Origin of the sequence: Ruminiclostridium papyrosolvens DSM 2782 (genome assembly GCF_029318685.1) — a bacterium.
Lineage (GTDB): Bacteria > Bacillota > Clostridia > Acetivibrionales > DSM-1351 > Ruminiclostridium > Ruminiclostridium papyrosolvens.
The window spans coordinates 4,377,921-4,396,341 of sequence record NZ_CP119677.1 but is presented as its reverse complement, the minus strand read 5'-3'; the positions used below and the strand labels follow the sequence as shown (position 1 = coordinate 4,396,341).

Annotated in this window: 20 protein-coding genes and 1 pseudogene; all 21 read left to right on the top strand. The window is 41.7% G+C overall.

The window, feature by feature from the left end; all coding sequences use genetic code 11:
- Window positions 1-627: 627 nt before the first annotated feature.
- A pseudogene (locus tag P0092_RS22185) lies at window positions 628-1,986 on the top strand (S-layer homology domain-containing protein); the annotation flags it as partial.
- 30 nt (window positions 1,987-2,016) lie between these two features.
- Complete coding sequence (locus tag P0092_RS19370; protein ID WP_004622448.1) at window positions 2,017-2,577, top strand: YodL domain-containing protein; 561 nt, start codon at window positions 2,017-2,019, stop codon at window positions 2,575-2,577.
- Window positions 2,578-2,631: 54 nt separating this feature from the next.
- On the top strand, window positions 2,632-3,015 hold the full coding sequence (locus tag P0092_RS19365) for a SpoVG family protein (RefSeq protein WP_004622450.1): 384 nt from the start codon (window positions 2,632-2,634) through the stop codon (window positions 3,013-3,015).
- A 49-nt stretch (window positions 3,016-3,064) separates the two neighbouring features.
- Window positions 3,065-3,295 (top strand): DUF6133 family protein, encoded by a 231-nt coding sequence (locus P0092_RS19360; RefSeq protein WP_004622452.1) that lies wholly within the window; start codon window positions 3,065-3,067, stop codon window positions 3,293-3,295.
- Window positions 3,285-3,746: a prepilin peptidase gene (locus tag P0092_RS19355; RefSeq protein WP_004622453.1), complete on the top strand. Its 462-nt coding sequence runs from the start codon at window positions 3,285-3,287 to the stop codon at window positions 3,744-3,746. The genes P0092_RS19360 and P0092_RS19355 overlap by 11 nt, the downstream gene beginning before the upstream one ends.
- Window positions 3,743-4,594 carry a Flp pilus assembly protein CpaB gene (gene cpaB / locus P0092_RS19350; protein ID WP_004622454.1) on the top strand — a complete coding sequence of 284 codons (852 nt, stop codon included), beginning with the start codon at window positions 3,743-3,745 and terminating at the stop codon, window positions 4,592-4,594. The genes P0092_RS19355 and cpaB overlap by 4 nt, the downstream gene beginning before the upstream one ends.
- On the top strand, window positions 4,594-5,409 hold the full coding sequence (locus P0092_RS19345; protein ID WP_004622455.1) for an AAA family ATPase: 816 nt from the start codon (window positions 4,594-4,596) through the stop codon (window positions 5,407-5,409). Before cpaB ends, P0092_RS19345 begins: the two co-directional genes overlap by 1 nt.
- 128 nt (window positions 5,410-5,537) lie before the next feature.
- Window positions 5,538-6,917 carry a type II/IV secretion system ATPase subunit gene (locus tag P0092_RS19340; RefSeq protein WP_040759524.1) on the top strand — a complete coding sequence of 460 codons (1,380 nt, stop codon included), beginning with the start codon at window positions 5,538-5,540 and terminating at the stop codon, window positions 6,915-6,917.
- Window positions 6,914-7,843, top strand: a complete 930-nt coding sequence (locus P0092_RS19335; protein WP_004622457.1) for a type II secretion system F family protein — start codon at window positions 6,914-6,916, stop codon at window positions 7,841-7,843. Before P0092_RS19340 ends, P0092_RS19335 begins: the two co-directional genes overlap by 4 nt.
- Before the next feature lie 5 nt (window positions 7,844-7,848).
- Window positions 7,849-8,721: a hypothetical protein gene (locus tag P0092_RS19330; protein ID WP_004622458.1), complete on the top strand. Its 873-nt coding sequence runs from the start codon at window positions 7,849-7,851 to the stop codon at window positions 8,719-8,721.
- 144 nt (window positions 8,722-8,865) lie between these two features.
- Window positions 8,866-9,192, top strand: a complete 327-nt coding sequence (locus P0092_RS19325; protein WP_422784830.1) for a DUF4320 family protein — start codon at window positions 8,866-8,868, stop codon at window positions 9,190-9,192.
- Complete coding sequence (locus tag P0092_RS19320; protein ID WP_004622460.1) at window positions 9,189-9,734, top strand: hypothetical protein; 546 nt, start codon at window positions 9,189-9,191, stop codon at window positions 9,732-9,734. Before P0092_RS19325 ends, P0092_RS19320 begins: the two co-directional genes overlap by 4 nt.
- 98 nt (window positions 9,735-9,832) lie before the next feature.
- Complete coding sequence (locus P0092_RS19315; protein ID WP_004622461.1) at window positions 9,833-10,393, top strand: DUF6550 family protein; 561 nt, start codon at window positions 9,833-9,835, stop codon at window positions 10,391-10,393.
- A gap of 72 nt (window positions 10,394-10,465) precedes the next feature.
- Window positions 10,466-12,190: a DUF8193 domain-containing protein gene (locus P0092_RS19310; RefSeq protein WP_004622462.1), complete on the top strand. Its 1,725-nt coding sequence runs from the start codon at window positions 10,466-10,468 to the stop codon at window positions 12,188-12,190.
- Between the two features lie 88 nt (window positions 12,191-12,278).
- The gene (locus P0092_RS19305; protein WP_004622463.1) at window positions 12,279-12,614 is read left to right on the top strand and encodes a DUF3852 domain-containing protein; all 336 of its coding nucleotides are present in this window, start codon (window positions 12,279-12,281) and stop codon (window positions 12,612-12,614) included.
- A 35-nt stretch (window positions 12,615-12,649) separates the two neighbouring features.
- A complete protein-coding gene (locus P0092_RS19300) occupies window positions 12,650-13,510 on the top strand; it encodes a conjugal transfer protein TrbL family protein (RefSeq protein ID WP_004622464.1) in 861 nt (286 codons plus the stop codon).
- A 68-nt stretch (window positions 13,511-13,578) separates the two neighbouring features.
- On the top strand, window positions 13,579-13,812 hold the full coding sequence (locus tag P0092_RS19295; protein WP_004622465.1) for a hypothetical protein: 234 nt from the start codon (window positions 13,579-13,581) through the stop codon (window positions 13,810-13,812).
- The gene (locus tag P0092_RS19290) at window positions 13,809-15,518 is read left to right on the top strand and encodes a DNA cytosine methyltransferase (protein WP_004622466.1); all 1,710 of its coding nucleotides are present in this window, start codon (window positions 13,809-13,811) and stop codon (window positions 15,516-15,518) included. The genes P0092_RS19295 and P0092_RS19290 overlap by 4 nt, the downstream gene beginning before the upstream one ends.
- A gap of 7 nt (window positions 15,519-15,525) precedes the next feature.
- Window positions 15,526-15,786: a hypothetical protein gene (locus tag P0092_RS19285; RefSeq protein WP_004622467.1), complete on the top strand. Its 261-nt coding sequence runs from the start codon at window positions 15,526-15,528 to the stop codon at window positions 15,784-15,786.
- A complete protein-coding gene (locus P0092_RS19280) occupies window positions 15,787-16,377 on the top strand; it encodes a hypothetical protein (RefSeq protein ID WP_004622468.1) in 591 nt (196 codons plus the stop codon).
- A 150-nt stretch (window positions 16,378-16,527) separates the two neighbouring features.
- Window positions 16,528-18,360 (top strand): VirB4 family type IV secretion system protein, encoded by a 1,833-nt coding sequence (locus P0092_RS19275; RefSeq protein WP_004622469.1) that lies wholly within the window; start codon window positions 16,528-16,530, stop codon window positions 18,358-18,360.
- Window positions 18,361-18,421 lie beyond the last annotated feature (61 nt).

The following is an 18,421-nucleotide window of genomic DNA, read 5'->3' as shown; positions in this document are numbered from 1 at the left end:
CCTGCAGACAGCTCAGGTAATAATGGAAGTGGGTCAAGCAACAGCTCCAACAGCTATCCAGATGCACAAGTGGAATTTGAACTGCCGGATAAAGCACATACTGATACAGAAATCAGCATATCACCTATTGTTAAATATACTCAAATACTTAAATGGTCCCTTACCAAGGAAACAGAGGCCGGAGTGCAGGCTCCTATTGATATTGCACAAGCAATAAACAGTTCACTGTCTCAAGGCGGAGGGAAAATTTCATTTAAGGATAGCGGGAAATATACCCTTACAGCTATTGGGCTAAGCAACAATGGCAGAGAAACAAAATATGCAAAGGGTATAACCGTTTATCCGGTGCTTAATCCAGAACTTAAGCTTCCAGTATACACCTATACAAATGAAACTGTTGATATTACAGCTGGTTCTGAGCTTGAAGGTTTTGACATTACATGGACTGCCACAAAGGATGGGAGGGAGGAAGCACTGGACAGCATTGCTTACGGGAGTCTAACAGGGGCAGGAGGAAAAATTACTTTTAAGCAAAAAGGGAAATACACCTTTACTGTGACTGCCACAGATATCACAGGCAGAGCATTTACTTGCAGCAAAGCAATTACCGTATATCCAATACCTGAAATGGATATAAGCCTACCTAAACTGGTATATAGCGGAGATTCCATATTGGCAGCTGTTGTCGGTAGCGAGTTGGAAGGGTTCAATGCCATATGGAGCATTTCAATTGACGGAGGTGCTTTAGTGCCGTACACCCAGTATGCAAGCGGTACACTTTCAAGTACTGGAGGTGAAATCTATATAAGCACCAATAAAACTATTTCAGTAGAGCTCACTGCTGATATAACAGATGCAAATAATCGTACCTTTACCTTTTTATCCAATCCCATAACTATTAAGCCCAATATAGACTGTTCCTTTACAGCATCTTCCTCCATACATGCAGGTAAAAGCTTTAGCGTCACTATGAAGGAGGTTTCTGGCTTGGAGGGTAACAATATTACCTGGTCCCTTACTAAGGGTGGCAGTACGACAGGCTATACAGGCAGTCTTAGCAGCAACGGTGGGAGTATCGCTATAAATGCTGTCGGAGACTATACACTGACAGCAACTGTTAAGGACAGCGAGGGGAAAATATATACCCATTCAGAAAATATAGCTGTAAGTAATACAGCTCCAAATGCACCTGCTGGACATGCTACAGTAACAAGAACAGCCAAGGAGCAAAAGCTCCTTGTAAATATTACAGCCTCTGCAACTGACCCTGACGGAGATGCAGTTACCTATGAATATTCAGACCATAGTGCTGATGGATATTATTCAGTTGGTACTCATACTGTTAAGGTCAGGGCAAGGGATACCTTCGGTGCTGTTTCAAGATGGTCAGAAATTAGCTTCAATGTTGTAAGCACGGCGCCAGCCACACCTGTAATTACAAGAACACCAAATGGCAACAGTATTGCACCAAATGCACCTGTAACTATAACTGCAGTATCGACTGATCCAGATGGTGATGCTATTACATATATATGGGAGGGCAGACCGGCTGAAACCTTAGTATATCCTCTTGGCAAGAATACTGTCCGTGTTAAGGCTGTAGATTCAACTGGTATGGAATCTCCGTGGGCAGCAATAGTATTTTTTGTAGCAGACTCAGCCAACGGAGGCGGCATGACACTGGACGGACCAGAGTCCGTAATAGTCGAAAATGGAATAGAGGGTGCAACGATTACCGAGTATACCTTTACTGTTCCGCCTGTTTCAGGACATTCAGGAAGTGACTATGGAAGTGTGAGAGGCTACAATGCTCTGACTGGTAATTGGGATCAGCTGGACTACCAGAATACGAATAATGGTATTACCTTTAGTCGGAAGCTCACGGCAGGGGTATATTTACAGCTAGAATTCTATTATTATACGAATCATGACTGCATGTACAACAAGAGCAACATTACTTACTCGGTAGCATATTATTTTGAATAAAAATTAAGACATGATGAGTGGAGGGGCAGAATGAAGGGAATCAGCATAAAAAACGACAGAATAATGTTCTATGGAAACACTGCAGGATATGTAGAAGGAGAAAAAGCGGTAGTTGATACAATGTTTCAGTGTGAGGAATTGAAGCATTACCTCGAAAAGGAAAGAAGACTAGAGGCAGAGTGGACAAACGGAGTATATGATAAGCTGGCATACAGTAAGCCCAATATTGACGGAAGCATGCCAGCTTTAAAAAGCTGCCGTATTTATCAGCTAAAGTCGGATGTAAATGTATTGATGAAATTCATTAGCTACAATGAGCTCATAAAAGGCTTTGGAGAGCCAACGCCTGAAAATTACAATGTTGTGTATGATGGGCATATGGAAACCAATGACCTTGAGGCCATCTTTGAAAAGTTCAACCTTTATCATCCCAATGGATTCAAAGGTCACAGCTTGTCAATATCAGATGTTATTGAGCTTTACAGCAGTAACGGCAGCACATTCCACTACGTTGACAGCTTTGGATTCAAGGAAATTGCTTTTAAGCCGCTAGGGCAGGAGCAGAATAACGGACAAGCCATGAAGCTATAAGGCAGGTTAATAGCTGAGGGCTGTTTTAAAATTTAAAAGCAGGAGGAAAAAGGAATGAAGAAAACAGAAACCACTCAAAAAGATATGTCCCCAAATACAGTGCAGTCTCCTCAAATGAAGATAGATGTAAAAATCGGCTCTATTCGACCAGCGGGCAGTATAAGGGCAACTGCCTCCATTAATCTAAATGACTGCTTTGCAATACGGAATGTTAAGGTGATGGAAAGCAGCAAGGGAATGTTTGTGGCCATGCCAAGCTACAAGGCAGGAAACGGAGAATACAAGGACATATGCTTTCCTATAACAGCCGCTTTTAGACAGCAGCTGAACGATGAAGTCATAAGTGCCTACCATCAGGCACTAATACAGGGACAGAAATCAGCGGAGCATACCCAAGTACAGCTGAAGGAGCAGGATCATGGTATACAAATGGGATAGGTATAAACAAATAATAATTATTAGTAAAATATACCGGAGGGAATAAATAATGAGAAAGCCATTATTAAAAAGGAAAAATCAAATCAACAGTACTGTAATAAAGCTAATGAGTGTTTTTCAATCTCAATCTGGAGAAGGCTTTGTGGATACCGCAATTAAAATATTAATGTCAGTAGTAATAGGAGCCTTGATTCTTGCAGGACTATATTCTTTATTTGGGAATACTATCCTGCCGACACTTACACAGCGCATTAAAGAGATGTTCAATTATGCAGGATAATAGCATTGGTCAGGGAAGTCTGCTGTTCATGCTCCAGTCAGTCCTTTTTGTAGCACTTCTTTTGATAGCATCTGTCTTTGATGTTAAAAAACGAATAATTCCAGATACAGTATGTATAGGTGTTGCTCTTACAGGCTTAATGATTTTTGAGCCTTCTAGACTTCTTGGCTGTTTTTCAGCTATTCCTTTTTTTATTGCCGCACTTATGAATGGCAAAATTGGAGGCGGAGATATCAAGCTGACGGCAGCAGCAGGGATAGTTCTGGGCATAGGAGGAGGCATAGCAGCAATGATTATCGGTCTTACTGCAATGCTTCTTTTTTATGCTGCTTATGCTATAACGCAAAGGCTTCGTAAGAGGGAACGGAAGAGGGCGTTCCCTCTTGCACCCTTTTTATCAATAGGCTGTATCACAGCATATTTAATTAGTACAGGAGGCATTACTCTATGAATATTTTAAAAAACCGAACTGTTCTCGGTGTAAGCTGCATACTGCTGTCACTTGTAATCTGTTTTGCAGTTACACCTCTTTTTAACTCAAGCCTTTCTCAAAGAACAAGCATTGTACGTGTTTCAAGGGATATAAAGGCAGGCGATAAAATCAACGGGAATATGGTGCAGACTGTTGAGGTGGGCAGCTATAATCTCCCGTCAGGTGTGATTAAAAGCAAGGATGACGTCATTGACAAATATGTCTTAGCAGACATGAAGGAAGGAGACTATATATTAATTACAAAGCTGTCAGCTGCTCCTGTCGCTGAAAATTCATATTTGCACAGCTTAAACGGTGAAAAGCAGGCAATATCGGTAACAGTCAGAAGCTTCGCAAGCGGGCTTTCAGGGAAGCTGATGCCCGGGGATATAGTTTCTGTTATTGCACCGGATTACAAAAATCAGGGTATATCCATTGTACCGGAGGAGCTTCGGTATGTAAGGGTTATAGGTGTTACTGCCAGCACAGGCTATGACACCAATACAAGTGAAAATATGGAGAAGAAGTCAGACAACAAGGAAAAGGAGCTCCCAAGCACTGTAACCCTTCTGGTTTCTCAGACTCAGAGCGAAATACTTGCAGGATTGGAGTCGGACGGAAAGCTACACCTGTCCCTTGTGTACCGTGGTAGCAAGGAAAATGCTGATAAGTTTATAGATTATCAGGACAAGGTAATCAAAGACTTATACCCCGAAAAAGAAAAAAAGGCCGAGTTAAATGCAGAAATCAATTCGGGCGACAGCAATGAAGCTAATAAAACGCCAATTACAGGTGTAGATGCAATGCAAGAAGGTGAGGGTGAATAATGCTTAATTTTATAAAGGGGAGTATTTTCTCCCGGAATACAGGAAGGCTATCGGAGAAAAGTGAATCTGAAATGCCTTCTCAGGTATTGGCAGTATGGGGGAGTCCGGGAAGCGGAAAAACTGCTGTCGCTGTAAAGCTTGTAAAATACCTCGCAGATAAACGGAAAAATGTAGCGTTGCTCCTTTGCGATATGACAGCACCTATGCTGCCATGTATTTGTCCACCCACAGATCTGGAGTGTGAAAAATCACTAGGAAGTATTCTGGCAGCTACACATATAACAGATACCCTTATTAAGCAAAACTGTATAACACACAGAAAAATAAAATATTTGACACTTATAGGAATGCTAAAGGGTGAAAATGTATTTACGTATCCTCCATATAATGCTGAGCTGGCTAAGGATCTGATTGAGCGTCTCAAAAATATTGTTCCATATATAATAATTGATTGCAGCAGTACAATTGCAACGGATATACTGTCTGCAGTTTCGCTGATGGAAGCTGATTCTGTTCTGAGACTTGTAAACTGTGATCTTAAATCGGTCAGCTATCTATCCTCACAGCTTCCTCTTTTGCAGGACAACAGCTGGAATACTGAAAAGCAGTACAAGGCTGCGAGTAATTTAAAGAATGGCGAAGCAGGTGAAATCATTGAAAGAGTACTGGGTAATACAGCGTTTAAAATACCTCACTCCAACGAACTCGAAAATCAATTTCTGGAAGGTGATTTGTTTAAGGATCTTGTACTAAAGGAAAGCCGAGGCTTCCGAAGAGAAATAGAAAAAATAAGCAAGGAGGTGCTTGGAGTGTGAAAAATAAAAGGCAAAAGAATTCCTGTATCCATTCCGAAAAAAACAATACAGCACGCTTGTCGGACGGATTTATCTCTAGTAAAGCATCGTCAGCCCCTCAAGCCGACCAAAGAGTACAAACCCAATATATTTCAAATATAGCTAATAATAAAAACCTTTTCTTTGTGCCAAAGGAAGGCTCTAGAGATTTCAATGCAGTTTTACAGGAGGTACAGGAATATATTTCATCTAAATATTCCACACTCATAATTGAAGGAGGAAAGGATGAGGTCAAGTCACAGATAAAAAGGTATATTACAAAATACCTTCAGGATTACCGTATTGCTGTAAACGGCATGAGCGAGGCACAGCTGGTGGACAGCCTGTATGCAGAAATGGCTGAATTTAGCTTCCTTACAAAGTATATATTCTGTACAGGTATTGAGGAAGTAGATATAAATGCTTGGAATGACATAGAAGTCCAATACTCAGACGGAAGCACTGTTAAGCTGGAGGAGCACTTTGACTCTCCAGAGCATGCTGTTAATGTTATAAGAAGAATGCTTCATGTGTCAGGCATGGTGCTGGATAACGCAAGCCCTGCGATTTTAGGGCATCTGAGCAAAAACATTCGTATTGCGGTACTGAAAGCACCGCTTGTAGACGAGGATGTGGGTGTGTCAGCCTCTATTCGTATTGTTAATCCGCAAAGCATGGGAAAGCAGGATTTTGTAAACGGAGGAACGGCAACAGAGGAAATGCTGAACTTTCTGTCCGAATGCCTGAGATACGGCATATCTGTATGCGTGGCAGGTGCAACCTCATCTGGCAAAACTACGGTGGCGGGCTGGCTTCTTACAACAATACCGGACAACAAAAGGATTTTTACAATAGAAAACGGCTCCCGTGAGCTGGCACTTGTACGTAAAAAGAACGGTAAGATAGTAAACAGTGTTATACATACACTTACAAGGAGCAGTGACAACGAAAAGCAGAATGTTGATCAGAATATGCTGCTGGATATGGCACTGAGATTTAATCCTGAGATCATCTGTGTTGGGGAGATGCGCTCATCAGAGGCATATACAGCACAGGAATCCGCAAGAACCGGGCATACCGTACTCACTACGATACACAGCAACAGCTGTGAAGCCACATGGAGAAGAATGGCTACCCTTTGTAAAAGGAAATATGACATAAATGATGATACGCTTATGTCACTTGTGACTGAGGCATTCCCTATTGTGGTGTTTACAAAGCAGCTTGAAAACAAGCAGAGAAGAATGATGGAAATAATGGAATGTGAGATAAGGGCTGACGGAACACGATGCTTCCGCACACTTTACCGCTTCAACATTACGGAAAACAGAATAGAGGACGGAAAGCTTTTTATAAACGGAAAGCATAAAAAAGAGCAGCGGATATCTCAAGGTTTGCAAAAACGTTTCCTTGAAAATGGTATGCCTCAGGAGGTGCTCAATAATATATTAAAGGGACAGTATTCTGAACCGAAGGGAGTGAGAGCGTGACATTTATTCAGCTTACGGCCTGTACCGGCTTTATTGCAGGCTGCTTTATTTTGTTCGGAATCTCTCCAATAGAATTCGCTGATGGTTTGTTTAGCTTCTTAACAAGACATTCGGTGACTATCAGGGATGAAATAAATGAAGCAGCAGGACGCAAAAGGTTATCCTTTTTACAGCGAGAAATCAAAGAAATGCAGGAGATACTTTCAGTAACAGGTCGCAGCAGCCGTTTCTCAGCAATTTGTCTGATATCACTGCTGCTGTTTGCTGCCGGAGCCGGTATTGCCATAATTCTGCAGAATATATTTCTTATCCCTGTTCTTGCAGTGGGCTTTATGTTTATTCCTTTCTGGTATGTCAGACTTACATCAACCAATTACAAAAAGAGCATCGCTGCAGAGCTGGAAACGGCGCTTTCCATTATTACCACGGCCTATTTAAGAAATGAAGATATATTTACTGCCGTTGAGGAAAGTATAGGTTATTTGAATCCTCCTGTGCGCAGTATATTTGAAAGCTTTTTGACACAGATAAGACTTGTTAACCCCGATATTGATGCAGCATTAAAGGCTATGAGTCCCAAAATAGAAAATAATGTTTTTCATGAATGGTGTGATGCTGTCAGCTCATGTCAGTATGACAGGAGCCTTAAAACAACCCTTACACCTATAGTCACTAAGCTGTCAGACATGAGGATTGTTAACGCAGAGCTGGAATACCTTGTGCTTGAGCCTCGAAATGAATTTATAACGATGGCACTATTAGTAATTGGAAACATCCCTGTAACGTACCTTCTTAATAGGTCGTGGTTTAATACCTTGATGAACACAACAATAGGACAGCTTGTACTTGCTGTTTGTGCAGCAGCAATTTTTATATCTGCGTCCTTTGTAATTAAGCTGACAAAGCCTATTGAATACAGGAGGTAGCAGACATGACAATACTATTAATACTATTTGCAGCCCTTTTTGCAATGGGGCTGTTTTTTATTTTTGCATATGTATTGAAACTTCCGACCGTGAAAGCGGCAAAGGCTATGCTGAATACAGAGAGGAAGAGTAAAAGGGCATCCCAAATAATCGAAATATATCTAGTGTCATGGGCAGTCAAGCTTTCAAAAATCATACACATGGATAAGTATCGTAAGAGCCGCATGTCAAGCATTCTCAAGGCTGCAGACATAAGCATGACACCAGAGGTTTACACAGCATATGCGATAGTTAAGGCGGGTGCAGTACTTACAGGTGTGCTTCCATGCATACTGATATTTCCGATGCTTTCACCAGCCTTTATAATTGTTGCAGTACTTATGTACTTTAAGGAGTCTAAAAGGGCAGATGAAAGACTGAGGGTCAAGAGGGAACAAATTGAAAGCGAGCTGCCCAGGTTTGCAGCTACAATTGCGCAATCACTTAAAAGCAGTCGTGATGTACTTACCATGCTTGAAAACTATAAGAAAAACGCAGGGGCAGCCTTTCGAAGGGAGCTGGATATTGTAACCGCAGATATGCGTTCCTCCGGATATGAGTCAGCACTTACGAGATTTGAGGCAAGGATGAATTCATCAAGGCTGTCGGATGTAGTAAGGGGGCTTATCGGAGTTTTAAGGGGTGATGACGGTGCTGTATATTTTCAGATGCTGGAACATGATTTCAAGGCATTTGAGCTGCAGAGACTTAAGGGCGAAGCACAAAAGATACCGCCGAAAATACGTATTTTTTCATTTATAATGCTGATGTGCTTTATGTTGACGTACCTTGTAATTATCGCATATGAAATTCTTAAATCACTTGGAGGTATGTTTTAGTGGGAGGGTATTAATGTTAGGCATGGATATAAAACATAGGCTGAATGAAGCTAAACAGGATAACGAGGTGCAAATGTGTTGAGAAAAATAAACAACAAAAGGGGCGAAGGATACATAGATGTGTCGGTGCTCGTACTGTGTACCATGCTGGTAGTGGCTCTTGCAGTCAAGGTCTTTCCCGTATATATTGCAAAAAGCCAGTTGGATACCTTTGCCTCTGAACTGTGCCGCGAGGCAGAAACAGCAGGTCGGGTAGGGCGTGAAACTGCTTTAAGAACACAGAAGCTTAAGGAAAAAACAGGGCTTGATCCTAAGGTTACATGGTCTCAGACAGGTAATATACAGCTAGATGAGGAATTTGCTGTAACGGTTACGCTTCAAAAGGATATAGGTCTTTTTGGAGGCTTTGGCAGCTTTCCAATTACATTAAAGGCACAGGCATTAGGTAAAGGTGAGAGGTATTGGAAATGAAAAAAATAAATGATATAATACGGGATAAGAGAGGTTCGTCTTTTCCACTTATTGCTGCTGCTGTCCTCACTGTAATTTTAATAATGTGCGGTTTATCGGAATACATACGCCTGCTCATAATATCACAGGGTGTTCGGGATGCACTACAGTCTGCTGTTATTTCGACAATAAACGAGAATTATGATAATGTATATAATTGTATCCGTGAAGGTTATGCGGGTGCGTATATGCCGAACGGTACAGAATGGGCTGACAGCACAGATTACGGAGATATATACAGCCGTCTGGATAAAGCTTTGGGATTGAAATCAGAAAATGGCTTTCATGTTAAATACTCCGGAAAAAAACAAGAATTCATACTTTCAGGCTTATCTTTAGACATCAACAACCCACCGATAGCCCCTTATGAAAAATTTAATACAAATAGCCTTCTTGCCAATGCTGAAATAAAGCTGGAGGTACCCGTATCATTTGCAGGCAAGGCGCTACTGCCGCTGCAAATTAAGCTAAGGGTGCAGGCTAGGTATATGCCTATGTTTTAATGAATTAGTCAAATTAAATAGACTTTATATAACTCCTGTGGTAGGGTTGGGCTTGTAAGAGTCTTACAGGAGTGTATTATATGAGGAGGCAAGAGCTTATGAAAAAGAAACCAATGAAATGGTTGGTAGTTACCGGTTTGGGAATTATATGTATAATCCTCATTGCAGCGATAGCCACTAAGTTTAAAATGGAAGATACTAAGGATATTGCTGCATCATCATCATCAGTTCAGGTAAATCCAACTGTTGTGACACCAAGTGAAGCTTTAACAACGGAAAAAAATATAGTTATTCAGGATGATAGTAACCCTTCAGAGAGAACCTCAGCTAAAACACCGAATACTGCGGTTTCAAGCGGAACAAAGCAGACGATTCAGCCTGACCCAGTTAAGCCAAAGATTCCCACCATTTCAAAACCAAAGGTACAGGAGAATGTTACTCCCAAAGCTCCAGATTCAGTAAAAAAGCCTGCAAGCAAGCAACCTGGTGCCGCAAAAAATAGCACGTCAAATAAATCAGAACCCAAGGGCGGTGAGAAAAAGGACGGTAAAATATATGTTCCCGGTTTTGGATGGGTTAAGGATAATGGAGGAGGTGTTAAACAAGAAATAGTCGGATCTGACGGAGATATTAATAAGCAGGTTGGCTCAATGGATTAAGTATTTTAATTAAATAAAAGAGAAGAAGCACAGCAGAAATGCTGTGCTTCTTCTCTTTTAAGGGAGATTTATATGAAGTTAATAAATAATATTTTGCTAATACTTACATTGCTGATTGCATTAATGCTTCCACAGACTGTATTTGCTGCTGATGGAGAAGGAAATATTGATCATGGCGGCGGAGGGATGGGAAACAGTTCTGAAGAAAACTATTGGACTGGTGACGATGGGGTACGTGTAACCGTTATTAGATTAAGAGATAGAAAGCCAGTAACTGTCCCGATAGATTTTACAAATACTAAGCCAATTAATATTGCACACTTTGGTAAGGTATGTAAGGTAACATACACTGCCGGAAGGGTATTGACACCTAGTACATCCACTTATGAGTGTAAAAAACCTGATAGAGCTATGCCTAAAATTGTAAGGACAAAGAGCAGAAATCCAGATATTAAAGCAATTAAGGAATTTTTTTGTTCAGAATATATGGTTACTACTATTTCAAACCTTACTGGGTTTAATTACGAAACACTCACCGACGGAGACTATAAAATTTTGCTTGAACCTATTGCTTATATGACCTTTAGTGGCATTAATATGGCAATGACAGCCACTGAAGCGGCACTCTACAACCAGCGGTTGGGCGGGGAATTACGCAAAAGAATGGTATCCCTTTCAAATAAAAACCTACCGCTTGCCATGTTTCTGGAGGTTCCTGATCTTGGTTATCCTGCGTGGTCTGGTTCGACTACAGCCCCAGCATCCGACGAGGATATAATATCCTCTTTAGGTCTTGGCATTGTAAAGTTTAAAGAAGCTGAGCAGCCACAGGTCTCGCCTAACAGCTATACATACAGGGTTAACACAGAGGTGATTTCATCAGTTACGATCAGCGGGGGAAGGTCTGATCCCGATAATCCGGTTACTGTTCAATTCAACATTGGAGGTACTGTATATACCGTAGGAAATGTATATTATCCAGAGGGTAAAAGCCAGCTGGCATGGGTAAGATGGAAAACACCGTCTAAGCCTCAGACAATGACAATTAATGTGTCTGTTTCAAATAACGGCAGAACTGACACTGGCATTATGACAGTAAAAATTGTTGATTTGTCTGGAAATGATCCGCCCAACCCTACTGCCGATGACCGTAACTACTCGTACAGCGCTCAAGGTATTCCTAGTAATGAACAGAAGACCTCTGCTTCATGGGGAGTTTGGCATCCTCATTGGCATCAAAATCTCGTCTGGCAGAGCGACATGAATTGGTATAGTGACAACGATGGCGGAGGCTACTGGCAGGACGATGGTGAATGGATCGATATAGGCTGGTGGGACTTCAGCTGTGATACATATCATGCAGTCCTTTCCGCTTCAATGAATATTGCTCCTGATGAAAAAGCACCTACTGCATTTGTAGATACAATGAAATCAGGCTATGGGATAAAGCAGATGACAGAGGCTAATGTCAGTACTAACCAGTCCTCGGCTGTAACAGAGGCCCAGACCGCGGTGACATATTTTCCAGAATTTCTGTATAAGACCTATTGGAGGCTTCTGGAGCAGACAAGCAGAGGATACAGATCGGCTTTTGAATTCCATGAAAACAGATATTCAACATACAACAGGCGTACACATTTTACACCTGTATGGATGCCTGACGGAAGCTATACTCCGTATACATATCTGATTGACTGCTGGACACCAAACGGAATGCTTTCAGTTAACCTGACAGACTCGATAACCATTGATGGAAGCCTTTGGGACGATTGGCGTGTTATACCTGCAATCCCTTAAAATCATATCATCAGAAAATAACAGGAATCACAAGGCAAAAAAGCCATGTGGTCTTTTTTTGACTAAAAAATGAAAGGTGGAAAAGTGTTTGAATAAAAAAATCTTATGTATCTTGTGTGTTTCGCTGCTACTGTCCGTCATGCTTTGTGCAACCGCCTATGCTTCCGGCAGCGGAGATGTGGCAGGTGCCATTGAAGGGACATGGACGTCAGCATCCCAGCAGATAAAAACTGTTGTTAACAAGGTAGTTTTTCCTGCAATTGACTTAATTCTGGCTGTGTTCTTTTTTGCCAAGCTTGGTACTGCATATTTTGATTACAGGAAGCATGGCCAGTTTGAATGGGCGTCCCCGGCTATTCTGTTTGCCTGTCTTGTGTTTACGCTGACAGCTCCTCTATATATTTGGACTATCCTTGGAATGTAGCAGAGAAACAATGGCCGAAAGGGGTGATTCAAAATATGTTTATATGGGATTTTGTTGCTGAGACTGTCCTGGTTCAGGTCGTTGACTGGATATATTCTCAGCTTGTAGGCTTTTTAGGCGAGTTTTTTTCAATGATGGGCAGCATGGGGGCTGATCTTTTTGATATGAGCTGGGTTAAGTCAGTTGTGCTGTTATTTTCCTATCTGGCATGGGCACTTTACGTAACCGGGCTGGTAGTAGCTGTTTTTGAATGCGGCATTGAATATCAAAGCGGAAGGGGAAGCATTAAGGATACCTCATTAAATGTTATAAAGGGGTTTATGGCTGTAAGCCTGTTTACCACTGTACCTATTGAATTGTACAAGCTATCTGTTTCACTGCAAAGCAGCTTTACGTCAGGCATTACCAAAATCACTGGTTCGGACGGCAACATCAGTACTATGGCAAAAGCCACCCTCACCAATGTCGGTGGGGTTGGTATGAATACTATTATAACGATTTTTATTTTAGTTCTAATGGGCTATGCAATTATTAAGGTGTTTTTCGCCAACCTCAAACGTGGAGGAATTCTCCTTATACAGATTGCAGTTGGCAGCCTGTATATGTTCAGTGTACCGAGGGGATACATAGATGGGTTTACAGCATGGTGCAAGCAGGTTATTGGGCTGTGTCTTACAGCATTTCTGCAAAGCATCATCCTTACAGCCGGGCTGATGGTTTTTAACTCAAATATGCTTTTAGGTCTTGGACTTATGCTTGCAAGCTCAGAGATTCCGAGAATAGCAGGACAGTTCGGACTTGATACCTCAACAAAAGCAAGCCTTACGAGTACTGTTAATGCGGCACAGTCTGCCGTTAATATTACACGCACAGTTGTACAAACAGTAGCAAAATGATTTGACTTATCCTTGTGTTCTTTATTGTGCAGAAAAATTAAAAATCTTGATAGGAGTGATGATTTATTTTGAAAAAATATGGTGTTTTGGCAAAACGTAGTGCTGCCTCTATTTTCGGAGCAGCACAAGCATGGCTGAAGTCGGATGGAAAACCGATGACCTTTGATACCTATGAGGAAGCTAAGGCAATGGCTGATTCACTTATGAAAAAAATAGGTACTGCAAATGTGAGCTACCGTCCAAAGGAAATGGAGCTGGAGCTAAACGAGACACAGTCCTCCGGCATGAAAATATTTTTATGAATAAGGCTATTACAGTAGGTAGCCTGTTTGATGGAATAGGGGGCTTCCCGATGGCAGGAATACGTCAAGGATTTATACCTGTTTGGGCAAGTGAAATTGAAGCCTTCCCTATAGCAGTAACAAAGCTTCGTTTTCCTCAGATGTTACATGTTGGTGATATTACCAAGCTTAAGGGTGAAACCTTGCCGCAGGTGGATGTTGTTTGCGGGGGATCACCATGTCAGGACTTATCTGTGGCAGGGAAGCGTGCCGGTCTTAAGGGTGAACGCTCAGGACTGTTTATGGAGCAAATCCGAATAATAAAGGAGATGAGAAAGCATAGCAAAGCAAGTGGAAGGACAAATGCTTCTGTTAGACCTCGGTACATGGTGTGGGAAAATGTCCCTGGAGCCTTTTCAAGTGAAAGAGGAGAGGACTTCAGGGCAGTACTTGAGGAAATCTGCCGAATTAATGACGACGCCATTTCTGTACCTAGACCTCCGGGAGGGGTATGGCTGTCTGCTGGGACCATATTGGGATATAAATTCTCCGTTGCTTGGAGGGTATACGACGCTCAATACTGGGGTCTCGCCCAGAGACGCAGGCGTATCTACCTTGTCGCAGATTTTGGAGGTCTCACCGCACCGGAAATATTATTTAAGCAGGGCAGCCTGTTTGGGAATCCTGCGACGGGCCAAAAAGAGGGGGAAGGAGCTTCCGCCTGTTCTCAAGCATGCTTTGGAGCTTCAGGCCGAAATAAAGACATAGAAAATGAAGCAATGCTTGAAACGAGAAGAGAATATAAATCCTTTCATATCAATCAAAGAAACGAAGGTATTGATTTAAATGGAATATCGGGAGCCTTATTGGCAACACAAAATATGCAGATGCAAACGTTTATCGCGGAACCAATGTTATGTCTAAATGACCAGGGCGGTGACCGTATAGATGTGTCACAAGATATTACTGCAACACTGCGAGCTGGAATGGCTGGGCACCCGCCCCTAGTGATGAGTGAGCAGACAGCTCTGTTCGAGAATTATAGCATTGACTCCCGATACACCGGTCCTCACAGGATAGCACCAACCGGAACTGCCAGCTATGGTACGGGAGGTAATAATGTTCCTTTGATTAATCAGCCTCTGGCGTTCAGTCTTGACAGTGTTGAAAGCAACAGCATGAAATCCTCTAATCCATATTCAGGATGTAGGGAAACAGCGCTAGCAAGAACGATAGATACAACTAATCCTGATCCAAGCAAAAATCAGGGAGGTATTGCTATTCTACAGGAAAGCTATTGTATTGCCGGCAACATTATTGACCGACAGGAGCATAACGGAGGAAACGGTATGGGATGCCAGTCGGGAATAAGCTACACCCTTAATACTGCCGACCGCCATGCTGTGTTTTGTAAACATAGTAACGCCTTTGACAGTACGTATCAGCAAACTGTTGGTGCGTTATGTCGAGGAGATGAGAAAGGAATTGGAAATCAGTATGTAAATCAGGACAAATGTATTGTAGAACAGAAGAAGCTTATAAGACGGCTGACTCCGCTGGAATGTGAACGGCTAATGGGCTTTCCTGACTATTGGACGGATATACCGGGAGCATCTGATAGTGCAAGATATAAGGCTCTTGGAAACAGTGTAGCAATCCCTTGTGTAGAAAATGTACTTCGGGGGATTGCATATTTTTTGAAACAAAATAAGGAAAATGAGGAGTGAAGCTAATTTGTATATATACCCTGAGAATTTAAAAGCAAAGCCTGTTTTGTGGCTTTGGCAGCTTCGGGATATCAGTATAGTTGGCATAGGATGCCTTGTCTCTGTTTTCATGCTTTCGCAACTCGGGCTGGTGCTGCCTTCAGCAGTAACTGCTCTTTATGGCTTTCTGAGTATCAGGCTTGAGGATACAAGTATTCTTGACTTTATAAAGCATGCCTGTGCTTTTTTCCTGACAAAGCAGCAATTTTATGAATGGGGGCATAACTAAATGAACGGAAAATTAAGAAATTCATCAAGACAAAAACAATATACCCACCAGATAATCGGAGCAAAGGAAATTACGGATTACAGCCTTATAACCTATGAACATGGAGAGCTTGTATATTTTATTATAAAGCCCTCAAATATATCAGTATTGTCCGGTGCCAGTATTTCAGCAAGGGTTTATTCGCTAATGACTGTGCTGAAGGGAATAGCTGAAATAGAAATGTGCTGTCTTAATTCCCGAGAAAGCTTTGAGGACAACAAGGCCAATATACGGAAGCACATAGAGCATGAAAACAACCCAGCTGTTTGCAGCTTGCTTGAGGCTGATCTGGAGCATCTTGACAAAATACAGGTGCAGATGGCAACAGCAAGGGAATTTCTTATTATTATACGGCTTTTAAATGAAAAGCCAGGAGAAGTGTTTCCATACCTCAACCGTATAGAAAAAAGCCTGAAGGAACAGGGATTCACCGTAAAGCGTGCTGAGAGGGAGGACGTCAAGCGCATCCTTGCCGTATACTTTGAGCAAAATGTTACAACAGAAAAATTTGAGGACTTTGACGGAGAAAGATGGGTTATTCCGGGAGATTGAGGTTACTGTTGATCTATTCTAATACTTACTTATTATTTTCATCTTTTGGAAAGTCATCAACTGAAAAAGCTGTTTGCCATTAGGCAGGCAGCTTTTTCAGTATGCGGATAAATCTTAAATATAAATCTAAGAAAAGGAAAGTGAACTGATATGGGAAAAGGATTACTAAAGGTACAAGGTACTTCCCAAAAAGATGCTCGAATACAGGAATTTCTCGAAATGATTTCTCCTAGTGTTATTAAATTCAACACTGATTATTTTATCTGCGGGAATACCTACCGCTGTGTATGGGCACTAAGGGAATATCCTACAGCTACTGACGAGCAGGCTATTTTATGCCATCTTGGAGAAAAGGACGGAATTACCCTGCATATATATACCCGCCATGTAACACCGATTGAGGAAAAGAAAATAATCTCGAATGCTGCTAACAAAAATCGTATGACAAGAAGTAATACCAATGATCTGCAGCAGACAGTAGCAGCTGAAAGCAATCTTCAGGATGTTGCAAATATTGTAGCTGCAATGCATAAGAACAAGGAGCCTCTGCTTCACGTAGCCGTATACCTTGAGCTTTTAGCCTACGATCTGGACAGGCTGAAGCTCCTGCAGACAGAAGTGCTGACTGAGCTTATACGAAGCAAACTGAATATTGACAGGCTCGTGCTTCGACAGCAGCAGGGCTTTGTTTGTGTAATGCCAAGTGGATGGAATGTATTCGGAGAGCAGTTCGAACGTGTGCTTCCTGCATCCTCCACCGCTAATCTCTATCCCTTCAATTACTCAGGAAAGACAGATACAAACGGGTTTTATCTTGGCAGAGATAAATTCGGCAGCAATATTATTGTAGATTTCAACAAGCGTGAGGATGACAAGACCAATGCCAATATCCTTATTCTCGGAAACAGCGGACAGGGCAAATCATTTTTATTGAAGCTTATCCTGACAAATATGCGTGAATCAGGCATGCATATCATAGCTCTTGATGCTGAGATGGAATATGAGGATTTGACAAATAACCTCGGCGGCTGCTTTATTGACCTTATGTCCGGTGAATACATTATCAATGTTCTGGAGCCAAAGGTATGGGATGAAAATGGAGCTTATACTGATATAAATACTCCCAGAGCGTTTAAATGCTCGTCAAGGCTGAGCCAGCATATTAGCTTTCTTAAGGACTTTTTACGTACATACAAGGATTTTGACGATAGGGAGATAGACACGATAGAAATTATGCTGGGCAAGCTTTATGATAAATGGGGAATTACAGACAGCAGTAATTTTGACAGTCTCAAAGCTGATAACTACCCAATTCTATCTGACCTTTATGAGCTTATTGAGCAGGAATATAAGACCTTTGATGAGAGCCACCGTCAGCTATACACTGCCGATACACTCCGGGAAATCCTGCTTGGATTGCACTCAATGTGCAAGGGTGCAGAGTCAAAATTCTTCAACGGATACACTAATATCACCAGCAGTGACTTTATAACCTTTGGTGTAAAGGGACTTCTGCAGGCAAGCAGAAATATCCGCAATGCCCTTCTTTTTAATGTGCTTTCATATATGAGTAACGAGCTGCTGACCAGAGGAAATACTGCTGCCAGCATAGACGAGTTCTATCTATTCCTTACAAACCTGACCGCAGTAGAATATATCAGAAACTTCATGAAGCGTGTGCGCAAAAAGGATTCCGCTGTAATTCTCAGCTCTCAAAATTTGGAGGACTTTGATATAGAGGGTATAAGGGAGTACACAAAGCCTCTGTTTGCTATCCCAACACATCAATTTTTATTTAATGCAGGGTCAATAGATTCAAAATTTTATATAGATACTCTGCAATTAGAGGAAAGTGAATATAACCTTATACGGTATCCTCAGCGCGGAGTCTGCCTGTATAAATGCGGTAATGAACGATACAACCTCATAGTTCAAGCTCCTGAGCATAAGGCCAAGCTATTTGGAAATGCAGGAGGCCGTTAGTAAAGAATGACTATTTATGATCACTGTCTGAGCAAATGGCAAGTGAAAAGGAGGTGCGGTT

Excerpts from the sequence above, each read along its gene's own strand:
- P0092_RS19370 (WP_004622448.1), top strand. The coding sequence starts at position 2,017 with ATGAAGGGAATCAGCATAAAAAACGACAGAATAATGTTCTATGGAAAC.
- P0092_RS19365 (WP_004622450.1), top strand. The coding sequence starts at position 2,632 with ATGAAGAAAACAGAAACCACTCAAAAAGATATGTCCCCAAATACAGTG.
- P0092_RS19360 (WP_004622452.1), top strand. The coding sequence starts at position 3,065 with ATGAGAAAGCCATTATTAAAAAGGAAAAATCAAATCAACAGTACTGTA.
- P0092_RS19355 (WP_004622453.1), top strand. The coding sequence starts at position 3,285 with ATGCAGGATAATAGCATTGGTCAGGGAAGTCTGCTGTTCATGCTCCAG.
- cpaB (WP_004622454.1), top strand. The coding sequence starts at position 3,743 with ATGAATATTTTAAAAAACCGAACTGTTCTCGGTGTAAGCTGCATACTG.
- P0092_RS19345 (WP_004622455.1), top strand. The coding sequence starts at position 4,594 with ATGCTTAATTTTATAAAGGGGAGTATTTTCTCCCGGAATACAGGAAGG.
- P0092_RS19330 (WP_004622458.1), top strand. The coding sequence starts at position 7,849 with ATGACAATACTATTAATACTATTTGCAGCCCTTTTTGCAATGGGGCTG.
- P0092_RS19325 (WP_422784830.1), top strand. The coding sequence starts at position 8,866 with ATGCTGGTAGTGGCTCTTGCAGTCAAGGTCTTTCCCGTATATATTGCA.
- P0092_RS19320 (WP_004622460.1), top strand. The coding sequence starts at position 9,189 with ATGAAAAAAATAAATGATATAATACGGGATAAGAGAGGTTCGTCTTTT.
- P0092_RS19315 (WP_004622461.1), top strand. The coding sequence starts at position 9,833 with ATGAAAAAGAAACCAATGAAATGGTTGGTAGTTACCGGTTTGGGAATT.
- P0092_RS19310 (WP_004622462.1), top strand. The coding sequence starts at position 10,466 with ATGAAGTTAATAAATAATATTTTGCTAATACTTACATTGCTGATTGCA.
- P0092_RS19300 (WP_004622464.1), top strand. The coding sequence starts at position 12,650 with ATGTTTATATGGGATTTTGTTGCTGAGACTGTCCTGGTTCAGGTCGTT.
- P0092_RS19290 (WP_004622466.1), top strand. The coding sequence starts at position 13,809 with ATGAATAAGGCTATTACAGTAGGTAGCCTGTTTGATGGAATAGGGGGC.
- P0092_RS19280 (WP_004622468.1), top strand. The coding sequence starts at position 15,787 with ATGAACGGAAAATTAAGAAATTCATCAAGACAAAAACAATATACCCAC.
- P0092_RS19275 (WP_004622469.1), top strand. The coding sequence starts at position 16,528 with ATGGGAAAAGGATTACTAAAGGTACAAGGTACTTCCCAAAAAGATGCT.